Genomic DNA, 18521 nt, shown 5'->3' with positions numbered 1-18521 from the left:
CTGGTCTGCTGGTCAGGGGGTGGGCTGCGCGCGGCGCCCGGCACCGCGGCGGGCCGTCGCGGCCGCGCGCCGCTCGGCGACCCAGGTCTCCAGGTCGGCGGCCCGGCGGGCGTGCAGCACGCCCACCTCGGGGTGCGGCAGGATCAGGAACCGGTCCTCGGCGATGCCCGCGACGGCGGCCTCGGCGACCTGCTCGGGTTCGATGATCGGAGCGGTCGCGGTGATCGCCCGCGCCGCCGGGTGCCCGGCCTCGACGCCGGGCATCAGGAAGTCGGTGCGCACGCCCATCGGGCACAGCGCGCTCACGCCGATGCCCAGGTGGCCGTAGGAGCAGGCCAGCCACTCGGCCAGGGCGACCGCGGCGTGCTTGGTGACGGTGTAGGGGGCGTCGCCGGGCAGGCCGAGCAGGCCCACCCCGGAGGCGGTGATCAGCAGGTGCCCGCCGCGGCGGCGGGACATGCCCGGCAGCGCAGCCTGGGCCAGGTGCACGTGCGCCATCACGTTGACCGACCAGGAGTCCGCCCACTGCGCCGGGCTCGCGTGCACGCCCATGCCGGTGGCGACGCCCGCGTTGGAGCAGATCAGGTCGGCGCCGCCGTGGTCGCGCTCGGCCAGGGCGACGAGTTCGCGCACCTGGTCGGGGTCGGACACGTCGGTGCGCACCGCGACGGCCGCGACGCCGAGGGCGCGCACCCGGTCGGCGACCGCGCCCGCGGCGTCGGCGTCGAGGTCGGACACGAGCACCACCCGGGGGCGCTCGGCCGCCAGCCGCAGCGCGAGGGCGGCCCCGATGCCGTTGCCCGCGCCGGTGACCAGCACCGACCTGCCCGGGATTTCCATGCCTTGTCCTCCGACCGGAATTGTTCCGCCTACCCGGTCAGCTCGACCGGGTGCGGGCCGAGGAGTTTCCGGCACCTGCCGGGCGAATTTAGAATGCGCCGTCAGACAACGTCAAGCAGGGGTCGTGAAGTTCTCACGGCGAACACTGTTTCTTTATGCCTTCTTGTTGGTCGGTGAGCAGTTACGCCGAGTGGAGCAGCGTGCGACCGCGCGTCAGTCTTGTGCCCTAACAGGTGATAGGTGCAGGTCAGAGGCTCGAAGAGGCGATTTACGCGAGGATTGTTCGCAATCCGTTCGGCGGGCGGCATGTGTCGGATGTGCCAAACATGAGCAGAACCCGCATTCATCGCACCGCGGGCCGGTGTCGCCCAATACCACCACCCCGACCGGTTCGACGAATCGGTCACGCACCGTTCACAATTCCCCCCGGTAACCGCAATTGGCGACCGGGGGCGTTCACAATTCCCCCCAACCGGCGGTTAGGGGAACCGAGCCGCGAAGGCGACCGATCCCCGTGTCCCCCGCCACACGACGGCGGAGCCCAGGGGGACCGGTCTCGGTCCCCCCGGGCTCCGCCGGGGTCGTGCGCGGGCGACTCAGGCCCGCCGCGCCGGGATCAGGCGCAGTTCGGGGTCGCGGGCTTGCCCTCGATCCGGTCCTTCACGAACGCCAGCGCGTCCTTGTTTCCGGTGTAGACCAGGGTGATGTGGTCGGACTGGAACTCCTTGAACTGCACCGAGGTGCCGTTGGCGCAGAGGTCCTTGCGCAGCGTGCGGCCCTGGCTCGGGTCGACGAGGTCGTCCTGGGCACCCAGGTACTGGTAGACCGGCACGGAGAGCTTCTTGGTGCCGAGCTTGTTCTCCGCGACCCTGGCCAGCCACGGCGGGGTGAGCACCGGGCTGGTGGTCGTGTAGTCGAGCAGCTTCTTGTTCGCGTAGGTGGTCAGCAGCTCCACGGTGCAGGCACCGTTCTCCAGGTCGCTGAACATCTTCTTGCCCGCGTCGTTCATGTAGCTCGCGAGCTTGAGGTCCGGGTACGCGTGGTCGAGGCCGAGCAGGGCGTAGGCCAGGAAGCCGAAGCCCTTCTTGCCGTCGAGGGAGAGCGCCACCTGGGTCAGGTCGGCCGGGACGCCGCCCGCGGCCACGCCCACCAGGTTGACGTCGGGGGCGTAGGTGGGCTGGACCTGCGCGCCCCACAGCGCGGCGCCGCCGCCCTGGGAGTAGCCGCGCAGCACGACCTTGGCCGACGGGCTCCACGCCACGTCCGGCAGGCGCTGGCCCGCGCGCACGATGTCGAGCATGGCCGGGCCCTCGGCCTTGCCGGTGATGTAGGTGGTCTTGCTGGGGTTGGGGCCGTAGCCCTCGTAGTCGGTCATCGCGACGGAGTAGCCGGCGGCGATGAAGTCGTTGACCGCGGGCTGCTCGTAGAGCGCGCCGATCTCGGACATGTACGACGGGGTGCACTTGAACGCCGGGCCGTGCGTGCCGACCCCGAAGCTGATCACCGGGGTGGTCTTGGGGTCCTTGCCCTTGGGGGTCAGGATCGTGCCGGTCACCGCGATCGGGGCGCCCAGGGCGTTGGTCGACAGGTACATGACCTGCCAGGCGTTGATCTTGTCGGTCGCGGCGCCCGCTTTCGACGGCTTCGACCGGATGATGTCACCGGGCTTTCCCGCGGGCAGCGGGTTCGGCGGCACGTAGAAAGCGGGGTCTTCCGGTTCGGTGGAGTAGGCGGGCGCCGCAGCGGCGACGGCCTGCGCTTTCACACCCTCGGCAGCCACTCCGGCTGGCGCCTGCCACACGGCCGTGACCAGGCCCAATGCCAGCAGCGGCACCATGACCGCCGCACGTGGCACACGCGTTTTCATCCTGGACAACTCGACCTCCGGAACGGCGGGAAATTATTTTCGGAAACGACGGGGAAATATTACCACCAGATAGCGCGACAATTCCTCATTGGATTCTCACAAATAGCACCATTGCGCTTTTAGTGCCCATGACAAGCCGGATGCCCGGCGGAGCCGAGGCTCCGCCGGGCATCCGGGGGTCGTGCTGGTGGGGATCAGGCCTCGTTGCGGGTCCGGCGGCGCTGCCAGAACAGCGCACCGGTACCGGCGAGCAGGAGCGCCCCGCCGATGGCCAGCGGCAGGCCGATCGAGGCACCGGTGGAGGCGAGGCCGCCACTGTTGCCCGTCGGGTAGCTGCTGCCGGGGTAGCTGCCGCCACCGGGGTAGTTGCCGCCGCCGGAGTAGGCGGGCGGGTCCTGGGTCAGGACCGGCGGCAGGGTGGTGGTGACGTCAGTGGTCGTGGTGACCGGCGGGGTCGTCGAACCCGAGGTGGGCGGGGTGGTCGAGCCCGAGGTCGGCGGCGTGGTCGACCCGGAGGTCGGCGGGGTCGTCGAACCCGAGGTCGGCGGGGTGGTGGAGCCCGAGGTGGGCGGGGTGGTCGAGCCCGAGGTCGGCGGCGTGGTGGTGCCACCGCCGCCACCGATGGTGAAGCGGCCCAGCTCGGTGTCCTGGCCCTCGACGAGCTTGCACGGCGCGTCGAAGGTGCCCAGGCCGGTGGCGGTGCCGTCGGCCTTCTTCGGGGTCAGCGTCGTGGTGAAGTCGCCGACGTTGATGACGGTCTCGCCCGCGGCCGGGACCGGCTGCGGCGCGACGTCACCCGAGGCGGTCACGGTGAAGCTGCCGCTGGCCGGGACGTCGGTCTTGGGCACGTTCAGACCCGGGATGGTGATGTCGATCTTGCTGCCCGCGTTGTCCGCGATGACCTTGGCCTCGGCCGAGCCCTCGACGGTGGCCGCACCGACCAGGGACAGGCCCTGGGTGGCGGTCGGCGGCACCGTGGCGATGGCGGAGAAGTCCGTCGTGGTCAGGTCGCCACCGGCGGCGGCGGGCGGGGTCAGCGTGGCCTTGATCTGCACCGCGAGCTGCTGCGAACCGATCAGCGGGAACGGGCAGAGGTAGTTCAGCGACTTGTCGACCGTGATCGGCGTGCCGCCGCCACCGGGCTCGCTGGTGGGCGGCTCGCTGGTGCCCGAGGTGGGCTCGGTGGTGCCGGAGGTCGGCTCGGTCGTGCCCGAGGTCGGCTCCGTGGTGCCCGAGGTGGGCTCCGTGGTGCCGGAGGTCGGCTCCGTGGTCGGGGCGGTCGTGCCGCCGCCACCCGGGGCGCCGACGACGAAGTCGAGGATCTTGGCGTCCTGGCCCGCGTCCATCTTGCACTTGGACTCGAAGGTGCCCAGGCCGGTGGGGGTGCCGTCGGCCCGCTTCGGGGTCAGGGTGGTGGAGAAGTCGCCGACCACGACCGTGGTCGGGCCCTGCTTCGGGTACGCGGTGGGCACCTGACCCTTGGCGGTCACCGTGAACGAGCCGGAGGCGGGCACGTTCGTCTTGGCCACGGCGAGGTCGGGGATGGCGATCGGCAGCGCGATGCCCGCGTTGTTCAGCGTGATCCCCGCGCTGCCGCCGCCCTCGACGGTGGCGGCGCCGACCAGGGTCAGGCCCTGGGTGGCGGTCTCCGGCACGGTCACCGTGGCGGTGAACTCACCGGCCTTGAGCTCGCCGCCCTCGTTGGCGGGCGTCTCCACGACCGTCTGGATCTGCACAACCAGCTTCTGATCGCCGATCAGCGGGAACGGGCAGGTGTAGTTGAGCGTCTTGTCGACGGTCACCGTGGCGGCGGAGCTCTGCCCGGCCGACAGCAGCAGTCCGCCGATCACCACCCCGGTCACTCCGATGGCGGACGTCGCCGCCATCAGCTTATTCGACTTCAGAATCCTCATGTCCTCTTCCGTTTCCCGTGGGGACGCACTCGGCCCGCCGGTGGCGGGGTCGAGCCCGGGGGGTTGGGTGGTCAGCCCGGAACCGCGCTGACCACGGTGGCACCTATCTCGTGTCGGTCAACGCGGTCTCAGGGGTGTTGCGGACGCGGCTCCCGGCCGTGCCCCGGTGGCGGGGACCGGACGGACGGGGGGCGCGCGGGCAGCCGGAACCGACGGCGGCTCTCGCACGATCCGCTCCGTTGCGCGATCCCATTGTTCGTCTCCCAGCGGGACAAATCACGATCGGTTGTCAACACACCGGCGAGAATGCTGACTTCACCAGCGCCCTACCACCCTTGCCGAATCCTGAAACACACTGACCGAATGCGCTCCGGGGACGCCGGTGGGTGGCTGAAACTTTCCAGCCACTTCAGGGCAACTTACCCATTGGTAAGATGTGATGCAAGACCCCGATAAGACGCAGATATCGGCAATTGATTGGCCGCCAATGCCAAGTGGCGGCACCCACGCGCGCATCCCCGTGACAACTGTGACGCGCTGCACCCGAATGGACGCACAGCGTGTGCCAAGCCTCCGGACGGGGCATGACCAGGAGTTTCTGTATACCGCAGGTCGCCGAGCGGTGCTTGTCATGATCGGACGATGTTCCCGGCGCCAGGTCGTCACCCAGTGACAATAAATTTTTTCATGTTCCCGCTCACAGTGGGATTTCCGGCGTGTTTCACGAACTGTTTGACACCCGAGACGACACATATTTATCGTCAGCGGAGCAAACCGGTCACCGTCCCTGTTGACACGGACGGCTGTTTTGTCACGAAGAGGTGGCGCATGACGATGGAACCGACACGGAACTTCGCAACACCGAGTTCGACCGCGGTCGGGTTGCGACTCGCGGCCCACCACGGCGCCACCACCCACGCGGCCGAGCGCGCCGCCGCCCCCGGCACCCCCACCGGGCGCGGGATCAGCGCCGCCCGCGCCCTCTGGTCGGCCATCCCCCCGGAGCTGTCGGTGCGCATGCGCAGGCAGTCCGTCGACCTCGTGCGCGAGGTGATCGGGGAGATCCAGGCCGCCGTGCCCGCCTACGCCCAACCGCTGCAGGGCCAGTTCCGCGAGGTGCTGGTCGGCTCGGTGGAGATGGCGATCGTGCGCTGCTTCGACAGCTCCGGCGACGTCAACGGGGCCGTGCACGACTGGACGAACGCCTTCACCTACGCGGGCAAGGTCGAGTACGCCCAGGGCCGCACCATGGACGCGCTGCAGACCGCGGTCCGCGTCGGCGCCCGGGTGGTCTGGCGGCGGATGAGCGCCGTCGGCCGCACCATGGGCGTGCCCACCGAGACCCTGTTCACCCTGGCCGACCGGATCTTCGCCTACGTCGACGAGGTCTGCGCGATCGCCATCGCCGGCTACACCGAGGCGCAGGGCAACGCGACCGGCGCACTGGAGCGCCGCCGCAGGCAACTGCTCAAGCTGATCCTGTCCAACCCGCCGGTGCCCCCGCAGGCGATCGCCGACCTGGCGGGCACCACCGACTGGGCGGTGCCGGAGCGGCTGGCGGTGATCGCCCTGGAGTACCGGCCCGCCGCCGACCAGCTCCCCGCCTCCGTCTTCGGCGGCGACGTGCTGGTCGACCTGGAGAGCGCCGACCCGTGCCTGGTCGTGGCCGACCCGGACGCGCACCTGCCCGCGCTGGTGCGCGAACTGGCGGGCCGCCGCGCCGCCATCGGCCCCACCGTCCCACTGGCCGAGGCCCACCGCTCGCTGTCCTGCGCCCGGCGCACCCTGCTGCTGGCCCAGCGCGGGGTGCTGCCCGACGAGAAGGTGCTGCGCTGCTCCGACCACCTGTCCGCGCTGGTGCTGCTCTCCGACGAGTTCCTGCTCGACCAGCTCACCCAGCGCGCCCTGGAGCCGTTCGCCGACCTCACCCCCAAGCAGCGCGACCGGCTGACCACGACCCTGCTGGCCTGGCTGGAGACCCGGGGCGGCATCAACGAGATCGCCACCCGCCTCGACGTGCACCCGCAGACCGTGCGCTACCGCATGCACCAGATCGAGGAACTCCTCGGCGACCGGATCGACGACCCGCAGGAGCGGCTGTGCATGGAGATCGCCCTGCGCGCCCGCACCCTGCTCGACCCCGGCGTGCCCGCGCAGCGCAGCCCCCACGACGAGGACGACGAGGAGACCGCCCCGGCACCGGTCTCCCTGGCGGACCGGCGCCGCTGACCCCGCCCGGGTGGCGCGAAAGCGCCACGGCCCGCGATATCCAGGCCGATCACCAGGGGTGAACACGCAGCGCGAGCAACCGGTCGCCGACAGCACCCGACCGTGGGGTTGTGTCCTGCGGGCCGAAGCGTAGCGTCGGAGGGGTCCCACTCTTGGTGACGCTGCGTTGGGAATGCCGCCCGGACCCCTGCTCCGGGCAGCGACCGAGCATTTTCATCGTGGCCGCCCCGACCCCCCGGAGCGCCACATGCCCGAGACGATGACCCTGTCCGTGCGGCACGACCACATCGCCGACGTGCCGGTGCTGCGGCTGTCCGGCGACATCGACCTGGCCACCCGCGACACCGCCGCCGCGGCCATCGCCGTCCGCCAGCGCGGCAGGCCACCGGTGCTGGTCCTCGACCTCGGCGGGGTCGACTTCGTCGGCGCCTGCGGGCTGTCCCTGCTGGTCCGCGCCCGGCACCGGGCGGCGGACGACGGTGGGGTGCTGCTGGTGGTCGGGTGCGGGCGGTCGGTGCTGCGGGGGCTCGAGGTGACGGGGCTGCTGGGAGTGGTCCAGCCGTACACGAGCATCGCGGAGGCGCTGGTGGCGATCGGCACCATCCCGAGGCAGCGCACGCGCTGACGCTGGTGCGGGGTGCCGGTGTTCGCCGTGTGCTTCGGTCCGAAGCCCGGGGTTTCGGTGGTGGTGCCCGGGTGGGCTGATCTGTTCAGCCGTGGCTGTGGTTCAAGGGCCCGGTCGTTTTCGGGGCGTGCCCAGGTGGATCTGCCCAACCGTGCCGTGGTTTCAAAGCCCGGTCGTTTGTTGGGCGTGCCCAGGTGCGCTGACCTGCTCGGCCGTGCCGTGTTTTCAAAGCCCGGTCGTTTTGTGGGCGTGCCCGGGTGGGTGGATCTGCTTGGGCGGGGCCCCTACAGCGATCATGTGCCTGGTGTGACCGAGTGGGGCGAAAAGAGTGCCCCACTGCCCAGGCAGGCTTGCACATGATCGCTTCCCCCACCCAAGCACATCCACCCACCCGGGCATGTCCGTAGCCGGGCCGGCGGTTGCGGGGGTGGTCGGCGGCTGCGCCGCTGACGGCTCGGGGTGGCTGGCCGCCAGGCTGGTGGTTTGTGGGGTGGCTGGCCGCCAGGCCGGCGGCTGGCGGGCCGGCGGCTGGCGGGGTGATCGGCGGCTGGCGGGGTGATCGGCGGCTGCGCGCGATGGGATTCAGCGCGACTGGCCGCCAGGCTGGTGGTCTGTGGGGTGGCTGGCCGCCGGGCCGCCGGTTTGGAGGTGGTCGGTGGCTGTGCGCGGTGGGGGTCGGTGTGGCTGGCCGCTGGCCGGCGGTTTGTGGGGTGGCTGGCGGCCGGGCTGGGCTGGTGGTTCTCGGGGGGTCGACTTCCTCCGGAACAGCCCGGCTGCTCGCCGTGGTGGTGGGTGGTCAGTCCCTCTCGATCAGGTGGCCGACCACGTCCGGTCCCGGGTGTGCCGCTCCGGAGCCGTCGCGGCGGGGTTCGATGGCGGGGAGTTCCACTGCGGAGCCGTTCTTGCCGGCGGCGGCGGGGCGGGAGCCGACCCAGGCCAGGACTAGGCCGGTTTCGCCCTTGAGGAACCGGTGGGCGCGGACACCCCCGGTGGCCCGGCCCTTCGCCGGGTACTCGGCGAAGGGGGTGACCTTGACCGACTGGCCCGTGGAGGTGACCACCACCGGGTCGCCGTGCGTGGGATCGGCTGTGGCCACCGCGCCGAAGAACAGGGCGTGGGCGTTCGCGGGGAGGTTGATGCCCGCCATGCCGCCGCCCTTGAGGCCCTGGGGGCGGACCAGGCCTGCCGCGTAGCGCAGCAGTGATGCCTCCGAGGAGACGAAGACCAGGGACTCGGTGCCGTCGCCGAGCCAGGTGGCGCCGACGATCTCGTCGCCCGGTTTGAGGGAGATGACCTCGAACTCGTCGGAGCGGACGGGCCATTCCGGGGCGCAGACCTTGACCACGCCCTGGCGGGTGCCCAGGGCCAGGCCGGGTGATCCGGCCGCCTGCTCGCCCAGCGGGGCGATGCCGACGACCTTCTCACCCTTGACCAGCGGGACCAGTTCGCCCGCCGCCATGCCGCCGCTGAGCGACACGGTGCCCACCTGCTCCGGCAGCACCGGCAGTGGGAGCACATCGGTCTTGAACGCGCGTCCGTGGTTGGTCACCAGCAACACCTGGCCGCGCGCGGTGGAGTGGACCACGGCGCTGACCGCGTCGTGGCGGGCGCGGCCGTTGCGCCTGCGGGCCTCGGAGGACTCCTCGGATTCCGCCGCCGTGCGGGCCACCAGGCCGGTGGCCGAGAGGATCACCTGGCACGGGTCGTCGGCGACCTCCAGGGGGCCCGCGGGCTTGGACGCGGCCAGGACCTCCTTGAGGTCGCCGTCGATCAGGGCGGTCCGCCGCTCGGCGGTGAGGTCCTTGGCCACCCGGCCCAGCTCGGCCGACACGACCCGGCGCAGCACGGCGTCGTCGTCGAGGATCTTGGCCAGTTCGGCGATCTCGGCGGTGAGGCGGTCCTGTTCGGTCTCGAGTTCGAGCTTGTCGAACTTGGTCAACCGGCGCAGCGGCGTGTCCAGGATGTACGTCGACTGGACCTCCGAGAGGCCGAAGCGCGACATCAGCCCGGACTTCGCGGCGGCGGCGTCCGCGCTGGAGCGGATGAGCGCGATGACCTTGTCGATGTCGACCAGGGCCCGCAGCAGGCCCTCGACCAGGTGCAGCCGCTCCTCGCGCTTGCGCTTGCGGTACCGGGTGCGCCGGGTGACCACCTCGTAGCGGTGCCCGAGGAACACCTCCAGCAGCGCCTTGAGCCCGAGGGTGCGCGGCTGCCCCTCGACGAGCACCAGGTTGTTGATGCCGAAGGACTGCTCCATGGGCGTCAGCCGGTACAGGTCGGCCAGCAGCGCCTGCGGGTTCACCCCCACCTTGCACTCGATCACCAACCGGGTCCCGTTCTCCCGGTCGGTCAGGTCCTTGACGTCGGCGATCCCGGTGAGCCGCTTGGACTTGGTGACCTCGTCGGTGATCTTCTCGATGATCTTCTCCGAGCCCACCTGGTAGGGCAGCTCGGTCACCGTGATCGCCTGCCGCCCCCGGCTGCCCTCCAGCGGGCCGATCTGCACCTTGGCCCGCATCCGCACGATCCCGCGCCCGGTCTCGTAGGCCTTGCGCACCTCGTCGAGGCCCAGCAGCATCCCCCCGGTCGGCAGGTCCGGGCCGGGGACGAACTCCATCAACTTGTCCAGCGTCGCCGTCGGGTGGTTGATCAGCCACCGCGCGGCGGCCACCACCTCCCCCAGGTTGTGCGGGATCATGTTGGTGGCCATGCCCACGGCGATGCCGGAGGTCCCGTTGACCAGCAGGTTCGGGAACGCGGCGGGCAACACGGTCGGTTCGAGCAGCGACCCGTCGTAGTTGGGCCGGAAGTCGACCGTGTCCTCCCCCAGCTCCCCGACGAGCAGCATCGCCTCGGCCGACATCCTGGCCTCGGTGTTGTGGTTGACGAACCCGCCCGCGAGGAAGGAGTGGTCCTCGGTCACGACGCGGACCGAGTACACCTCCTCCGGCGCCCCGGCCTCCACCGAGGCCACGGTCTCGAACCGGTACCCGGAGTCCATGACGGGCAGGACCGTGGCGAGGACCTCCGGGTCCTCGATCCGCTCGATGATCCGCAGCCGCTCGGTCTCCCAGCGCTCCACGCGGTCGAAGTCGTGCCGGGTCGACTCCCCGCCGCCACGCCCGTCCTCCTCGACGGCGCCGCGGACGAAGTCGCCGACGAACGGCACCCGCTCCTCGTCCGGCCCGGCCGGGGAGCGCCGGATCAGGTCGTCGAGCCCGGACTGCCCGGCGCCGGGGAACCCGACCCGCTCGGCGAACACCCGCACGTCGCGGAGCCCCGACACGGTGAGGCGGTGCTCGCCCGAACCGTCCGACCGCACGTGGTCGCGGAGCCGGGCGAGGACACCGAACTCGGCCAGGAGTTCCTGGACCTCCCGGCCCAGCCGCACCCCGGGGGTGCCGCAGTGGACGGTGACACCACCCTCGGCTGCCTGCACCGCACCGCCGTGCTCGAACAGCGACATCAGGAAGGCCCGCTTGATCCCCCAGCCCCCGGACCACACGGACTCGGGGATGCCCTCGTCCGACGCCGGGTCCGCGGAGACCCGGGCTGCCGCCCGGACGCCGAGCGCCCGCTCCTCGGCGGTGGGCGTGACCTGCTGCCAGGCGTTGCGGGCCACGCAGACCGTCATGCCCGGGGTGAGCTCGTCGAGCCTGCGCCACTGGAACAGGGGGACGCCCATCGGCGCTTCGAGGCAGAGAACGAGGTGGTTCTCACTGCCGCGCAGCGAGAACCCGCTGTCGGTCTCCAGGCGGAGCGTGGGGTGCACGCCGGAGTTGAAGACCCGGTTGACGCGGACCGCCTTGCCGTCCTTGTCCAGGACTTCGAAGTCCGCCTCGACCTCGGTGTCCGGGTCGAGGTCGGCCAGGTCGGCGATGCGCGGGCTGGTGCCGTCGGCCAGGCGGATGCGGGTGTCACCGACGACGCAGTAGCGGCTGGCCGCCGGGCCGTCGTCCGGGGAGCCGAAGTTGCCGTGGCCGTCGATCAGGGGGGCGTTGAGGGAGAAGTCCTGGGCGAGGCGGACCATCGCGTCGTAGATGGCGGTGTCGCCGTGGGGGTGGTACTTGCCCATGCAGTTGTGCACGACGTGGCCTTCGACGACGAAGGCGTGGTCCGGGGAGCCGACCTGGATGTCGTGGGTGGTGGCGGGGGTGACCGGGGTGACCGAGACGACCGGCCGGGGGTCGGTGGGGGCGGTCATGGCGCGTAGCTGGCGGTGCAGTTCGGGGTCGGTGGCCGCGCAGGCGATGCCGGTGGGGTCGAGGCCGCCGTCGGTGAGGCCGGCGAGGAAGCGGGGCCAGGTGGCGCGGTCGGACAGGACGTCCTCGGGGACGCGGCCCGCCAGGGCCTCGGTCATCGGGCGGGCGACCGGCTCGACCGGGGTGAAGGCCAGCACGTGCAGGTCGCGGCCGTCGGGGGCGGCGGCCTCGCGCTTGTCGCGGCTGACCGCGACGCCCGCGCCGATGGCCCAGCCGTGGGCCCGGTCGACGGCGTCGACCTCGGGGGTGCGCAGCAGCACCCGGCCGTCGGCGTCGACCGCGCCGAGGGCGGTGAGCAGGCCGAGGACGTACTCGGTGCCGGTGTCCTCCGCGCGGACCGGGGGGCGGGGGGCGGCGGGGACGGTCGTGGCGCCTGCCAGGGACCGGGCCTCCACCCAGCCGTCGGGGGTCATGAAGCGCTGGCCGGGGGTGACCACCAGGGTGTGGCCGTCGGCCCAGGTGAGGCGGACCAGGTCGGACACCGGGTTCTCGTAGACCTCGACCACCGGGACCGGTGCGCCCGCGCCGTCGAGCACCAGGTCGCCGACCTCCAGGGCCTCGATCGGGCGCAGCCCGGCCGGGGTGGAGACCAGGGCGCCGCGCACGAAGCAGTCGCCGACCACGCGGGAGGACTTCACGTAGGCGTGGGTGGGCCGGTAGCCCTGCTCGTTCATCGAGTACAGGATGCGGCGGTGCACCGGCTTGAGGCCGTCGCGCGCGTCGGGGAGGGCGCGGGAGTGGATGACCGAGTAGGCGTACTCCAGGTAGGAGTCCTCGATCTCGGTCTTCACCGGGTTGTCGAACACCTGGGCGCCCGCCTGGTCGAAGGCGGTGGGGTCGACCTTGGTGGTGGGGCCCTTGCGGCGTGCCATGACTCAGCAGCTCTCTCTCGCGGTGGTTCTCAGGCTCTCGCGGTGTTCAGCGGGTTCGGGGCTCAGACGGCTCACACGTCGATGGCGGACTGGTCGACCCGGTCGGAGGACTCCACCAGCCACGCCCGCCGCGGTTCGACCTTCTCGCCCATCAGCAGTTCCAGCGCGGTCTCGGCGGCCTCGGCGTCGTCGAGGGTGATCCGCCGGACCGAGCGGGTGGCCGGGTTCATCGTGGTGTCCCACAGCTCGTCGGCGTCCATCTCGCCGAGCCCCTTGAACCGGGGCACCGGGGTCACGACCTGCTTGCCCGCCTTCTCCAGCGCGGCGAGGGTGGTCTCCATCTCGCGCTGGGTGAAGGTGAACCGGGTCTCCGGGTTGCGCCCCTTGGTGGTGATCTTGTGCAGGGGCGGCATGGCGGCGTAGAGCCGCCCGTCCTCGATGACCGGCCGCATGTACTTGGCGAACAGGGTGATCAGCAGGGTGCGGATGTGCGAGCCGTCGACGTCGGCGTCGGCCATCAGGATGACCCGCCCGTAGCGCATGGTCGACAGGTCGAACGTGCGCCCGGTGCCCGCCCCGAGGACCTGCACGATGGAGGCGATCTCGGCGTTGCGCAGGGTGTCGGCGAGGCTGGCCTTCTGCACGTTGAGGATCTTGCCGCGCAGCGGGAGCAGCGCCTGGTACTCCGAGACCCTGGCCATCCTGGCCGAGCCCAGGGCGCTGTCACCCTCCACCAGGAACAGTTCGCTGCGGGCCAGGCCGGTGGTGCGGCAGTCGACGAGCTTGGCGGGCATGGCCGCGCCCTCCAGCGCGGTCTTGCGGCGGGCGGCGTCCTTCTGCTGCTTCTGCGTGAGCCGGACCCGGCTGGCGTCGACGACCTTCTGCAGCACGACCTTGGCCTCTGCCTTGGTCCTGCGGTCGTCGACCCAGGCCTTGAGCTCGCGCTCGACCACGGCGCCGATGACCTTGGTGATGCCCGCGGTGGACAGCTCGTCCTTGGTCTGGGAGGTGAACTGCGGTTCCGGGACGCGGACGTGGACGACCGCGGTCATGCCCTCCAGCACGTCGTCGAGGGTGGGCGGGTCCTCTTTGGGCTTGAGCAGGCCCCGGGTGCGGGCGATGGCCTCCTGCACGGACTTGAGCGCCGCCCGCTCGAAGCCCTTGCGGTGGGTGCCGCCGTGGACGTTGCGGATGGTGTTGGTGAAGCACTCGACGGTGCGCTCGTAGCCGGTGCCCCAGCGGAAGGCGACCTCGACCTCGGCCCGGCGCTCCACTTTGGAGCGCATGACGCCGTTCTCGTCGGCGGCGTTCTCGGTGTAGGTGCCCTCGCCCACGGCGAGCAGGGTGCCCGAGACCGCGCGGTCGCCCGCGGGGGTGAGGAATTCGACCATGTCGGTGAGGCCGTGCGGGAAGTGGAACGACTCCTCGGAGATCGCGTCGTCGACGGCGGTGCGCAGCACGTAGGCGACGCCGGGGACGAGGAACGCGGTGTTGCGCATCTTCTGCCGGACGCCGTCGACGTCGAGCTTGGCGCCGTTCTCGAAGTACCGCGCGTCGTACCAGTAGCGGATGGACGTGCCGGTGCGCTCACCGCGCTTCATCTTCCCGGTGATCTCCAGCCCCGACCTGCGGGTGAACTTCGCCGTCGGGCCGGGACCGTCGAAGACGCCGGGGACGCCGTGCGCGAAGGACATCTGGTGGACCTTGCCCTCGCGCTTGACCACCACGTCGAAGCGGTGCGACAGGGCGTTGACCGCGGAGGCGCCGACGCCGTGCAGGCCGCCGGAGGTCTTGTAGCCGGAGCCGCCGAACTTGCCGCCCGCGTGCAGCCGGGTGAGGACGAGTTCCACTCCCGAGAGGCCCGACTTGGCGTGCGTGCCGGTGGGGATGCCGCGGCCGTCGTCGTCGACCTGGACGCTGCCGTCGGCGTGCAGGGTGACGACCACCCTGGTGGCCTCCCCGGCGACGCCCTCGTCGGTGGAGTTGTCGACGATCTCGGCGAACAGGTGGTTGATGCCGCGGCTGTCGGTGGACCCGATGTACATGCCGGGGCGCTTGCGGACCGCCTCGAGCCCTTCGAGGTGGGTGAGGTCGTCCGCCCCGTAGAGGGTCTCGGCAGTCACCGCGCAGCACTCCAATGCAGGTCTGGCCCAGGTCAGTCGAACAGGTGTCCCAAGGTACCGGAGGGTATCGGCCCGCCCCGACACGATGAGGGAACCGCCACCCGGGGCTCGGTCGGGTTCCGCCGGGATACCTTGACGGATTGTCCGAAACCGACTTATGGTCTAGACCAAATTCTCTCCGGCACCCCTGGTCCAGCCCGTTTCACCCCCCGACCCGCGGGGGTGGACACCCCGTCTCACCCCCCGACCCGCGGGGGTGGACACCCTGTGGAGGAGCAGCCCATGAGATTCCCGCGCAAGCTCGCCGCCCTCGCCGCCGTCCCGCTGCTGTGGCTCGCCGTCCCGGCGACCCCGGCGCTGGCCCACGGCTACGTCGACTTCCCACCGAGCCGCCAGGCCAACTGCGCCGCGGGCCGGGTCGCCGGGTGCGGCGAGATCATCTGGGAACCGCAGAGCGTCGAGGGCCCCAAGGGCCTGCGGAGCTGCCACGGCGGCAACGCCAGGTTCGCCCAGCTCAGCGACGAGACGAAGACCTGGCCGACGACGTGGGTCGGCAGGCAGGTGGCCTTCACCTGGCGGCTGACCGCCCGGCACGCCACCAGCACCTGGCAGTACTTCATCGGCTCCACGAAGATCGCCGAGTTCAACGACGGCGGCGCGCAGCCCGGCTCCACGGTGACCCACCAGGTCGACACGGCCGGGTTCACCGGGCGGCAGAAGGTGCTGGCGGTGTGGAACATCGCCGACACGCCGAACGCCTTCTACGCCTGCGTCGACCTGCAGATCGGCTGATCCACCGCGGGCCGCCTCCCCGTCGTCCCGCGGGGAGGCGGTCCGCGTTCAGCGGCCCGCGGTGATCTCGTCGAAGGTCGGGAAGCGGGCGGCGATCGAGTCCTCCAGGAAGGAGGCCACCCAGCCGTCGTCGTCGTGGAAGAAGCGGATGGACACGTAGTCCGGGGTGGTGCCCATGTCGAACCAGTGGGTGGTCCGGGCGGGCACGCTGAGCAGGTCGCCCGCCTCGCAGAGCACCGCGTGGACGCGACCGGCGACGTGCAGGTAGAAGATGCCGGAGCCGCGGGCGAAGAAGCGGTCCTCGTCGTCGTCGTGGGTGTGCTCGGCGAGGAACTTCGCCCTGGCCTTCGCGGCGTCCTCCGCTGGGGCGGCCGGGGTCATGGCGACCGCGTCCACGAAGCCGTAGCCCTCGCGGGTGGACACCTCCTCGACCCGGTCGCGGTAGGCCGCCAGGACCTCATCCGACGTCGGGTCGGCGGGCAGGTCGACCAGCGGCCAGCGGGTGAAGCGGACCCCCAGCGCGGACAGCACGCCGGTGATCTCCCCGACGTCCTCGGTCCGGGTCAGCACGGTCCCCGGGTCGTCCTCGGGCCACACCGTCAACAGCGTCACGCGAAACCCCCGGCCGTGTCGATCCCCTGTACCGAGTTCACGAACCGCAGCAGCCACTCCAGGCACTCGGCGCGGTGGCGGGCCTGCTCCAGGTCCGCCCCCCACACGTACACCCCGTGCCGGGCGACGACAAGGGCCGGGGTGGCCGGGTCGAAGCCCGCCTCGAACGCGTCGCCGAGCACGCGCATGTCCTGGCTGTTGGGCACGACCGGGACGCGCACCTCGTCGTCGTGGGCCGCCCGGCCGAAGCCCTTGAGCATCTCCAGGTCGCGCAGCACGATCCCGCCGGGGTTGCGCTCGGCGGCGATCACCGGGGCCAGTTGGTGCAGGTGCACCACCGCCCCCGCCCGCGCCACCCTGGCGATCCTGGCGTGCAGCGCCGCCTCCGCCGACGGGGGCAGCGTCCCGGAGACGGGGTCGCCGTGGAAGTCGACCTCCACCACGTCGGTCTCGGTCAGGGTCCCCTTGTCCAAACCGCTGGCGGTGACGGCGAGGCGCAGCGGGTCGCGCCCCAGCGTGACCGACAGGTTGCCCGAGGTGCCGCGCATCCAGCCCAGGGCGGCGAAGCGCGCGGACTCCGCCGCCAGCGCCCGGCCCGCCTCGACGAGGTTCACGCGGCCTCGATCCGCAGGTCGTCGAACGTGCCGACCACGAGGTGCGCGCCGAAGTCGGCGTCGGCGTACGGCTCCCCCGCGCGCGCCAGCCCCACGGTCTGCCACCCGGCCTCGGCCGCCGCGTCGAGTTCGGCGGGCACGTCGGACAGGAACACGACCGCCCCGGGGTCGGGGTCCCCCAGGCCCGCGGTGATGGCCGCGTACGACGGCGCCTCCCGCTTCGGGCCGGCGTTGACGGTGTCGAAGTGGGAGCGGAACAGGCCGGTCAGGTCGCCGTCGGTGGTGTTGGAGAAGGACGCGACCTGGCCCTTCACCGCCCCGGAGGAGAACACCGCCAGCGCCAGCCCGGCCGCGTGCCAGGCGCGCAGGGCCCCGACCACGTCGGGGAAGTAGGACGAGACCAGTTCCCCGGAGGCGTACCCCTGCTGCCAGATCTCGCCCTGGAGGTCCTTGAGCGGGGCGGCCTTGCGGTCCTCGGCCATCCACCGGTGCAGCACGGCGACGACCTCGGCGGTCCCGGCGTCGTCGGGCAGACCGGCCTCCGCCCTGGTCCTGGCCACCGCGGAGCGGACCAACTCGGAGTCGGGGTGCGCGTCGATCCACGGCCCCAGCCGGGGGCGGGCGAAGTCGTAGAGCCCGACGTGGACGGCGCTGGTCGGCATCAGGGTGCCCTCGATGTCGAGGACGACCCACTGCGCCCGCAGGACCTCAGTCACTGACTGCCTTTCGGTGGTATCCGTCGAGTGCGTCCGGCGCGAACGGGCCGCGGTCGGTCACGACGGTGTGCACGAACCGCGGCGGCGTCACGTCGAAGGCAGGGTAGTGCCCGCGCACCCGGGTGCTGGCGGTGCGCACGCCGAGCGTGTGCAGGACCTCATCGCCGCAGCGGTGCTCGATCGGCACGTCGGCGGCCGTCGGCGCGGCCGGGTCGGGGGCCTGCACCTGCGCCAGGAACGGCACGCCGAAGGCGTGCGCGGCGACGGCGAGGCCCAGCGTGCCGACCTTGTTGACCACGTGCCCGTCCATGGTGACCCGGTCGGCGGCGGTGAGCAGCGCGTCGACCTCCCCGGCGGCCAGCACGGCCGCGCCCATGCCGTCGGTGATCAGCGTGGTGTCCACGCCCATCTCGGCCAGGGTCTCCGCGGTGAGCCGGGCGCCCTGCAGGTACGGGCGGGTCTCGGTGCAGACGAAGGACACCTCGTTGCCCAGCGCGCGCACGGCGTTGACCGTCTCGATCAGGTAGGAGTCGGCCCAGCAGTGCGTCAGCACCCGCGCGCCCGGGGGCAGCAGCCGGGCGCTGTGCTCCCCCAGGGCGCGGCTGCGGGCGTGGTAGACCTCCGCGCCCCGCCGGGCGCCCAGTTCCGCCGCCGCCACCAGTTCCGCCCCGGACACCGGGCCGCACGGTGCCAGCACGGCGTCCACGGCCTTGCGCAGGTGGTTGTTGGTGGACCGGCTGGCGACCAGCAGCGCCCCGGCCCGCTCCAGCTCCGCCCTGGCCTCGGCGGGCGGGCGGGTCGCGGCGGCGCGGGCGGCGAGGACCATGCCGTGCAGGGCGGCGAAGTACGGGCCCGAGGACTGGGTGACCATGTCGGCGATGGCCGCCGCGACCTCCTCCACGCTCGCGCAGCGCACCCAGTTCCGCTCGAACGGGAAGCGGCGCCGGTCCAGGATCAGCACCGCGTCGTCGGTCAGCCGGACGCTGTCGGCGAGCGTGGGCACGGTCCACGGTGCCGTCGGCTCCGCCACCGGGTGCGCTGCCTGCCCTGTCACCG

Annotated in this window: 11 protein-coding genes and 1 pseudogene; 3 read left to right on the top strand and 9 right to left on the bottom strand. The window is 71.8% G+C overall.

The genetic code is table 11. The features are described 5' to 3' along the window. Nucleotides 1-12: 12 nt before the first annotated feature. The 3 genes from DFQ13_RS27785 to DFQ13_RS34160 form a co-directional block, all read right to left on the bottom strand. Nucleotides 13-840 carry an SDR family oxidoreductase gene (locus tag DFQ13_RS27785; protein WP_110081919.1) on the bottom strand — a complete coding sequence of 276 codons (828 nt, stop codon included), beginning with the start codon at nucleotides 838-840 and terminating at the stop codon, nucleotides 13-15. Nucleotides 841-1456: 616 nt separating this feature from the next. Next, the gene (locus DFQ13_RS27780) at nucleotides 1457-2707 is read right to left on the bottom strand and encodes a lipase family protein (protein WP_035282213.1); all 1251 of its coding nucleotides are present in this window, start codon (nucleotides 2705-2707) and stop codon (nucleotides 1457-1459) included. A gap of 194 nt (nucleotides 2708-2901) precedes the next feature. Next, on the bottom strand, nucleotides 2902-4620 hold the full coding sequence (locus DFQ13_RS34160) for a DUF6801 domain-containing protein (RefSeq protein WP_161784461.1): 1719 nt from the start codon (nucleotides 4618-4620) through the stop codon (nucleotides 2902-2904). An 834-nt stretch (nucleotides 4621-5454) separates the two neighbouring features. On the opposite strand from DFQ13_RS34160, the gene DFQ13_RS27770 reads away from it, so the two are divergent. Both DFQ13_RS27770 and DFQ13_RS27765 read left to right on the top strand, forming a co-directional pair. Beyond that, complete coding sequence (locus tag DFQ13_RS27770) at nucleotides 5455-6849, top strand: PucR family transcriptional regulator (RefSeq protein WP_084175535.1); 1395 nt, start codon at nucleotides 5455-5457, stop codon at nucleotides 6847-6849. Between the two features lie 247 nt (nucleotides 6850-7096). Next, on the top strand, nucleotides 7097-7474 hold the full coding sequence (locus DFQ13_RS27765) for an anti-sigma factor antagonist (RefSeq protein ID WP_052021126.1): 378 nt from the start codon (nucleotides 7097-7099) through the stop codon (nucleotides 7472-7474). Nucleotides 7475-8270: 796 nt separating this feature from the next. On the opposite strand, the pseudogene DFQ13_RS36085 reads toward DFQ13_RS27765, so the two are convergent. Both DFQ13_RS36085 and DFQ13_RS27755 read right to left on the bottom strand, forming a co-directional pair. Next, nucleotides 8271-12506: pseudogene (locus tag DFQ13_RS36085) on the bottom strand (DNA gyrase subunit A); the annotation flags it as partial. A gap of 173 nt (nucleotides 12507-12679) precedes the next feature. Then, the gene (locus tag DFQ13_RS27755; RefSeq protein ID WP_110081917.1) at nucleotides 12680-14731 is read right to left on the bottom strand and encodes a DNA gyrase/topoisomerase IV subunit B; all 2052 of its coding nucleotides are present in this window, start codon (nucleotides 14729-14731) and stop codon (nucleotides 12680-12682) included. Between the two features lie 282 nt (nucleotides 14732-15013). On the opposite strand from DFQ13_RS27755, the gene DFQ13_RS27750 reads away from it, so the two are divergent. Further along, the gene (locus tag DFQ13_RS27750) at nucleotides 15014-15523 is read left to right on the top strand and encodes a lytic polysaccharide monooxygenase auxiliary activity family 9 protein (RefSeq protein ID WP_110081916.1); all 510 of its coding nucleotides are present in this window, start codon (nucleotides 15014-15016) and stop codon (nucleotides 15521-15523) included. Between the two features lie 48 nt (nucleotides 15524-15571). Here DFQ13_RS27750 and DFQ13_RS27745 read toward each other — a convergent pair whose 3' ends face one another. Genes DFQ13_RS27745 through DFQ13_RS27730 form a run of 4 tightly spaced genes read right to left on the bottom strand, consistent with a single transcriptional unit; the run spans nucleotide 15572 to nucleotide 18519 of the window. Beyond that, on the bottom strand, nucleotides 15572-16135 hold the full coding sequence (locus DFQ13_RS27745) for a 1,2-dihydroxy-3-keto-5-methylthiopentene dioxygenase (RefSeq protein ID WP_110081915.1): 564 nt from the start codon (nucleotides 16133-16135) through the stop codon (nucleotides 15572-15574). Beyond that, nucleotides 16132-16749 (bottom strand): methylthioribulose 1-phosphate dehydratase, encoded by a 618-nt coding sequence (gene mtnB, locus DFQ13_RS27740; protein WP_110081914.1) that lies wholly within the window; start codon nucleotides 16747-16749, stop codon nucleotides 16132-16134. The genes DFQ13_RS27745 and mtnB overlap by 4 nt, the downstream gene beginning before the upstream one ends. After that, nucleotides 16746-17465 carry an acireductone synthase gene (gene mtnC, locus DFQ13_RS27735; protein WP_110081913.1) on the bottom strand — a complete coding sequence of 240 codons (720 nt, stop codon included), beginning with the start codon at nucleotides 17463-17465 and terminating at the stop codon, nucleotides 16746-16748. The genes mtnB and mtnC overlap by 4 nt, the downstream gene beginning before the upstream one ends. Next, entirely contained in the window at nucleotides 17458-18519 is a 1062-nt protein-coding gene (locus tag DFQ13_RS27730; protein WP_233438603.1) for a s-methyl-5-thioribose-1-phosphate isomerase, read from the bottom strand. The genes mtnC and DFQ13_RS27730 overlap by 8 nt, the downstream gene beginning before the upstream one ends. Nucleotides 18520-18521: the final 2 nt, after the last annotated feature.

It is taken from the genome of Actinokineospora spheciospongiae, from assembly GCF_003182415.1.
GTDB lineage: Bacteria > Actinomycetota > Actinomycetes > Mycobacteriales > Pseudonocardiaceae > Actinokineospora > Actinokineospora spheciospongiae.
The sequence above is the reverse complement of the archived record's forward strand: the minus strand, read 5'-3'. Positions and strand labels throughout refer to the sequence as shown.

Bases quoted from the DNA above. Each gene is read 5' to 3' on its own strand.
- DFQ13_RS27785 (WP_110081919.1), bottom strand. From the start codon at position 840: ATGGAAATCCCGGGCAGGTCGGTGCTGGTCACCGGCGCGGGCAACGGC.
- DFQ13_RS27780 (WP_035282213.1), bottom strand. From the start codon at position 2,707: ATGAAAACGCGTGTGCCACGTGCGGCGGTCATGGTGCCGCTGCTGGCA.
- DFQ13_RS34160 (WP_161784461.1), bottom strand. From the start codon at position 4,620: ATGAGGATTCTGAAGTCGAATAAGCTGATGGCGGCGACGTCCGCCATC.
- DFQ13_RS27770 (WP_084175535.1), top strand. From the start codon at position 5,455: ATGGAACCGACACGGAACTTCGCAACACCGAGTTCGACCGCGGTCGGG.
- DFQ13_RS27765 (WP_052021126.1), top strand. From the start codon at position 7,097: ATGCCCGAGACGATGACCCTGTCCGTGCGGCACGACCACATCGCCGAC.
- DFQ13_RS27750 (WP_110081916.1), top strand. From the start codon at position 15,014: ATGAGATTCCCGCGCAAGCTCGCCGCCCTCGCCGCCGTCCCGCTGCTG.